Raw genomic sequence first — 6,380 nt, 5'->3', positions numbered from 1 at the left:
CAATTATAAATTGGTTCGCCATTATTTTTACTAAATATCTTGAACTGCAGCAGATAATTTGCATTATTAAACAAAAGTATAATAAATCGGGAAAATTATCAGCAGAATGGCCGTTACCAATTCATCAAATTCAGTACCAATTTGTATAATGGTTCGATTGATTCATGGTTCATGCCATGCATGATCTCAATGATAATACCGGTCTTGCCTTAGAAAACCTGCGCACGTTATTGGCTGAGCAGTCGGAGGGGCAGGAAAACCGCCTTCCCTCTGAACGTGAACTGGCGCTGCGCTTCAATGTCAGCCGCCGTGCCTTGCGTGCAGCCCTTGATGTGCTCGAAAACGAAGGACTGATCTGGCGCAGGCAGGGTCAAGGTACTTTCAGCGGTGAACGTCGTCCCGATGGCAATATGCTGGCCCAGCAGATTGCCGACTTCACCAATCCTATCGAAGTTATGGATGTGCGGATTGAAATCGAACCGGCACTGGCGCGCATGGCCGCTGCCCGCGCCACACCTGCTCTGGTGGAACAATTGGAAAAGCTGGCTCTGAAAGCCGAGCAGTCAACCGATATTGCCTCATGGGAACGGTGGGATTCAGCCTTTCACAGCAAGATCGCTGATGCATCCGGCAATCAGCTGTTTATCGCCATTATGGGCATCATCGATGAAATCCGGCGCAATGATGCATGGCAGCAATTTCGCACCCGCGTGCGTTCGGCAGGCCGCAATTCGCTGTCGGTAAACCAGCACAATGCCATTCTGGATGCGATCCGGCGCTTTCATCCGCGCGATGCGGAAGATGCCATGCGTACGCATCTTATGTCGCTGCGCGAAGCAGTGATCGGCGAAATTGGCGGAGCCGCACGAACACAAATACCGGCACCACAGCCTGTAACGACCGACTGAAGGAGTTTTCGCATAGCGGATGAAAGCCGCATGCAAAGGGAAGAACGGATTTAGCTCAGGAGGAGGAGCCCGTTCCGACCATTCAAGTGCAGACCACAGAACAATCTGGCTATCAGCAGAACAAAATAAGGGGTGGAGAATGAAATCTGTTTATAGAACTGCTCTCAAAACTGCGGCGCTGTCCGCAGCAGTAATTGCTCTAACTTTACCGGCACTGGCCGCTGATTTACGCATCGGCCTGCAAGATGATCCCGATGTGCTTGACCCGCATCGTGCGCGTACATTTGTCGGTCGTATCGTTTTCACGTCCTTATGCGACAAACTGTTTGATATTAATGACAAGCTGGAAATTCAGCCGCAACTCGCCAAAGAGTGGAGCTGGTCTGAAGACGGTAAAACACTGCAAATCAAATTGCGTGATGACGGGAAATTCCACGACGGCTCGGCCATCACTGCTGCCGATGTGAAAGCTAATCTGGAACGGGCAAAAACACTGCCGGAATCCCTGCGTAAAAGTGAAGTCGCAGCGATTGATAAGATTGAGGTTGTGGATGATACGACGCTCGATATTCACCTCACCAGACATGATGCGGCACTGCTGTCCCAGCTTTCCGACCGCGCGGGTATGATCCTGTCGCCAAAGGCCTTTGCCGGTGGTGAGTTTGCCCAGAACCCTGTCTGTTCAGGCCCGTATAAATTTACCAGCCGCGTACAGAATGACCGGATAATTCTGGAGAAATTCGCTGATTACTGGGACGCCGCCAATTACCACTTTGACAAGGTAACCTATCTGCCGATTCAGGATTCAACCGTGCGCTTTGCCAATCTGCGCTCCGGTGATTTCGACATGATCGAGCGCCTTGCCTCTTCAGATATTGAAGCCGCAAAAGCCGACAGCAATCTGGCCTTCCTGCCGGTCACAGGTATCGGTTATCAGGCTCTGACTTTCAACATGACCAAGGGCGACAAAGACAGTTTCCCGATCGGCCATGACAAGCGTATCCGTCAGGCTTTCGAGCTTTCCCTCGACCGGAATGCAATCAATGAAGTTGTCGGTCAGGGCGTATTCCAGCCCGCTTATCAGGCCTTTCCGCCATCGAGTTTTGCCTATAACCCGAAATATGAAACTGTGACCCGCGACGTTGAAAAAGCCAAACAGCTGCTCAAGGAAGCCGGTCATGAACGGGTCAGTTTTGAACTGGCTTTCGGTAATTCCACAACGTCCCAGCAGGTCTATGAGCTGATACAGGCCATGTCTTCCGAGGCAGGTTTTGATATCTCCCTGCGGCCGACTGAATTTGCTGCCCTGCAATCCGCATTAAAAGAGAAGTCTTTTGATGTCGGCCAGAGCGGCTGGTCAGGCCGTGCTGATCCGGATGGCAATATCCACCAGTTTGATACCTGTAAAGGCAGCCTCAACGATGCCGGTTTTTGCAGTGAAAAAGTTGATGCCCTGCTGGAAGAAGCCCGCGGTATCAAAGATCAGGCACAGCGCAAGGCACTCTACGATCAGGCACAGGAAATCCTGCAAGACGAGCTGCCTATCGTCTATCTCTATTATCAGCCATGGACATTTGCCACCCGCGCAAATCTGAAAGGCTTTACTGCACATCCGGACGGCATGATCCGCCTGAAAGGCGTGACACTGGAAAAATAAGCAAGCCGTCTCCTTCTTTTGAAACAGTTTCAGGAGAAGGAGCTGAAACGGCTTAGCGGGAAGGAAAAGCGGGTTAAACTCCGTCACTTCCATCCCGCTGCCTGCTGTTCTGTTTTCATGCGAATGGAACTCATTCTATGTTTGAATTAATTATCCGGCGTTGTCTTGTGGTGATCCCGACCTTGTTTCTGGTGTCGGTTATTGTTTTCGGTATGCAGAAACTGCTGCCGGGCGATCCGATTCTGGCACTGGCCGGTGAAGATCGTGATCCGCAGACGATTGCCTATCTTCAGGAAAAATACCGGTTGAATGATCCGGTCATTACGCAATATCTGAGCTGGCTCGGCCGGATCATGACCGGCGATTTCGGCGTATCCATCCGCACGGAAAAACCGGTGCTGGAACTGATCTTGCAGAAACTGCCGGTAACTTTGCAACTCGCGGCATTTGCCATGATTATTGCCCTGCTGATCGGTGTGCCTGCGGGGATTATTTCTGCTGTACGCAAGGGCACATTGACCGATTATTCGATCAATATTGCCGCGCTGTCCGGCCTGTCTATTCCGAATTTCTGGCTCGGCATTCTGCTTATTCTGTTTGTTTCCGTACAATGGCAGTTGCTGCCTTCATCCGGTTATACTTCACCCTTTGAAAATCTGGGGCAGAATATCCGCACCATGATCATGCCGGCTTTCGTGCTCGGCACCGGCCTTGCCGGCGTATTGATGCGCCATACACGCTCGGCCATGCTCGGCGTACTGCGCTCGGACTATGTACGCACGGCACGCGCCAAGGGGCTGAACGAGAAAACTGTTATTCTGCGTCACGCGCTGCGCAATGCTCTTGTACCGATCATTACCCTGACCACTTTGCTCTTTGGCGAATTGCTCGCCGGTGCGGTGCTGACCGAGCAGATTTTCACCATTCCGGGTTTCGGCAAACTGATCGTGGATGCGGTCTTCACCCGTGATTATGCCGTTGTGCAGGGTGTTGTGCTGTGTACCGCTGTCGGTTTCATTCTGATGAATCTCCTTGCCGACATTCTCTACATTATCGTCAATCCGAGACTGAGGGATGCAACATGAGTGCACTCGCAATTCCGGCAAAAAAATCCCGCAACCGTACTTTGCAAAAATTTCTCTCCAACAGAGCAGCGGTTCTCGGCGCAATATTGGTCGGCTTTTTTGCATTGCTGGCCATTCTGGCGCCGCTCATTGCCGGTTATGACCCGTTGCAAACCAGCTTTACCGCCATTCGCAAACCGCCTTCTGCTCTGCACTGGCTGGGTACAGATGAACTGGGACGCGACCTGTTCTCTCGCATGGCCTATGGCGCACGTACCTCGCTGATGGCGGGTGTTGTCTCGGTATGTATCGCGATGATTGTCGGTGTGCCTTTCGGGATTATCGCAGGCTATTTCGGCGGCTGGGCAGACAGTATTATCTCCCGCCTGATTGATGCCATGCTCGCCATACCATTTCTGATTATGGCAATTGCACTGGCTGCCTTTCTTGGAGCCAGCCTTACCAATGCGATGATCGCCATCGGTCTTTCTGCAGCACCGGTTTTTGCCCGCCTCACCCGCGGTCAGGTGCTCTCTATCCGCAATGAAGAATATATCGAAGCCGCTCAGGTTCTGGGTCTGCGCCATCCGCGTATTATCCTGCGCTATATTCTGCCGAATGCCATGTCGCCGATTATCGTTCAGGCAACCCTGACCATTGCGGCAGCCATTATTGCCGAAGCCAGCCTGTCCTTTCTCGGTCTTGGCCAGCAGCCGCCGAACCCGTCATGGGGCTCGATGCTCAACACTGCAAAAAACTTCATCTCACAAGCGCCATGGATGTCCGTATGGCCGGGAGCCGCAATCTTTCTCGTGGTTCTGGGGTTCAATCTGCTTGGCGATGGTCTGCGCGACGCCATTGATCCGCGCGAATATTAATAGCTTACAGGAACATAACCATGAGTATGTTTACAACCCGTCCTGAAATTCTCGGTACTTTCGGTGTTATTACTTCCACCCACTGGCTGGCTACGGCCGCCGGTATGGCGCTGCTGGAGCGTGGCGGCAATGCTTTTGATGCAGCCGTGGCCGCAGGCTTTGTCTTGCAGGTTGTCGAGCCGCATCTCGTTGGTCCTGCCGGTGAAGTACCGATTATTTTCCACTCTGCCAAAACCGGTAAAACCGAAGTGCTGTGCGGTCAGGGCGTGACACCGGATGCAGCCACGATCAAGCGTTACAAACAGGAAGGACTGGATCTGGTTCCGGGTTCCGGCCTGCTCGCAGCCGTGGTTCCGGGGGCATTTGATGCATGGATGCTGATGCTGCGCGATCATGGCAGTATGAGCCTGCGCGATGCGTTGGAACCGGCAATCTATTATGCCCGCACAGGCCATCCGATGCTTCCGCGCGTTGCCAATACAATCCGCGATCAGGCCGAGTTTTTTAAAAAAGAATGGCCGACATCCTATGCCACATGGGCACGCAACGGTAATCTGCCTCAGGCGCATGAACTGTTTGTCAATGAAGCGCTGGCAAAGACCTATCAGCGTCTGGTCGATGAATCTGAAGCCAAAGGCGGCAGCCGCGAAGAGATTATCGATCATGCGCGTGACGGTTTTTATCGCGGCTTTGTTGCGCAGGCGATTGAAGATTTTTGCCGGAATACTGAGGCGATGGATACCAGTGGCAAACGTCATAAAGGCATCCTGACCGCTGATGATATGGCGCGCTGGAGTGCCACTTATGAAACCCCGTTGAGCTATGATTATCACGGCTGGACGGTTTCCAAGACCGGCCCGTGGGGTCAGGGACCTGCCCTTCTACAAAGCCTTGCTTTGCTGAAAAACAGCGACATAGGTGCGATGGGACCGGACAGTGCGGATTTCATCCATACTGTAACCGAAGCCATGAAACTGGCCTATGCCGACCGCGAAATCTATTACGGCGATCCTGATTTTGCGGATGTGCCGATGAAGCAGCTGCTTTCGGAAGACTATAATGCACAGCGGCGTAAACTCATCGGCTCTGCAGCTTCTCATGAGCTGCGTGCCGGTATGATCACAGGTTTTGAAACCCAACATGCCCGCAGCGTAGCACAGTTCCGCTATGCGGAGACCAACGGCAATGTGGCACCGGGTGCCGGTGAGCCCACCATGGCGCATCTGCGCACTGAGAAACGTGGTGACACGGTACATGTGGATGTGATTGACCGCTGGGGCAATATGGTTTCCGCCACCCCGTCCGGCGGCTGGCTGCAATCATCACCGGTTATTCCGGAACTCGGCTTCCAGCTCAATACCCGTGCACAGATGTTCTGGCTGGAGCCGGATCTGCCGACCAGCCTCGCGCCACGCAAGCGCCCACGCACCACGCTCACACCGTCACTGGCAAGCTATGAGGGTAAACCACGGCTTGTCTTCGGTACGCCGGGTGGTGACCAGCAGGATCAATGGCAGCTCATCCTGTTCCTGCGCCGTGTCCATCACGGGCTGAACCTGCAGGAAGGTATTGATCTGCCCCTGTTCCACACCATGCATTTCCCGTCATCTTTCTATCCGCGTGAAGCCATTCCGGGACGGCTTGTGATCGAAAAATCGATTGGTGAAGCCGTGATTAATGATCTGAAAACACGCGGTCACGATCTGGAAATCGTTGATGAGTGGACAGTCGGGCGACTGACAGCAGCCGAACGTGAGAGCAACGGGCTGTTGCGGGCAGCGGCCACACCACGCCTGATGCAGGCCTATGCAATCGGGCGCTAAAACGGGGAATTGATGCAGTGATAATGGGTATTGAATTTCAGGAGCTGCTC

At 53.2% G+C, this 6,380-nt stretch carries 5 protein-coding genes; all 5 read left to right on the top strand.

Annotated features, from left to right (window positions below):
* Positions 1 to 176 precede the first annotated feature (176 nt).
* The 5 genes from A918_RS20785 (at position 177) to A918_RS0116030 (ending at position 6,330) form a co-directional block, all read left to right on the top strand.
* Positions 177 to 908 carry a FadR/GntR family transcriptional regulator gene (locus tag A918_RS20785; protein ID WP_170265267.1) on the top strand — a complete coding sequence of 244 codons (732 nt, stop codon included), beginning with the start codon at positions 177 to 179 and terminating at the stop codon, positions 906 to 908.
* A 139-nt stretch (positions 909 to 1,047) separates the two neighbouring features.
* Complete coding sequence (locus A918_RS0116045; protein WP_022712039.1) at positions 1,048 to 2,565, top strand: ABC transporter substrate-binding protein; 1,518 nt, start codon at positions 1,048 to 1,050, stop codon at positions 2,563 to 2,565.
* A gap of 137 nt (positions 2,566 to 2,702) precedes the next feature.
* Positions 2,703 to 3,650, top strand: a complete 948-nt coding sequence (locus tag A918_RS0116040; protein WP_022712038.1) for an ABC transporter permease — start codon at positions 2,703 to 2,705, stop codon at positions 3,648 to 3,650.
* Positions 3,647 to 4,507, top strand: a complete 861-nt coding sequence (gene nikC / locus A918_RS0116035) for a nickel transporter permease (protein ID WP_022712037.1) — start codon at positions 3,647 to 3,649, stop codon at positions 4,505 to 4,507. Before A918_RS0116040 ends, nikC begins: the two co-directional genes overlap by 4 nt.
* A gap of 20 nt (positions 4,508 to 4,527) precedes the next feature.
* On the top strand, positions 4,528 to 6,330 hold the full coding sequence (locus tag A918_RS0116030; protein WP_022712036.1) for a gamma-glutamyltransferase family protein: 1,803 nt from the start codon (positions 4,528 to 4,530) through the stop codon (positions 6,328 to 6,330).
* Positions 6,331 to 6,380: the final 50 nt, after the last annotated feature.

This window comes from Pseudochrobactrum sp. AO18b, assembly GCF_000409565.1.
Lineage (GTDB): Bacteria > Pseudomonadota > Alphaproteobacteria > Rhizobiales > Rhizobiaceae > Pseudochrobactrum > Pseudochrobactrum saccharolyticum.
Note: the sequence above shows the minus strand (reverse complement) of the source record. Positions and strands in the feature narration are given on the sequence as shown.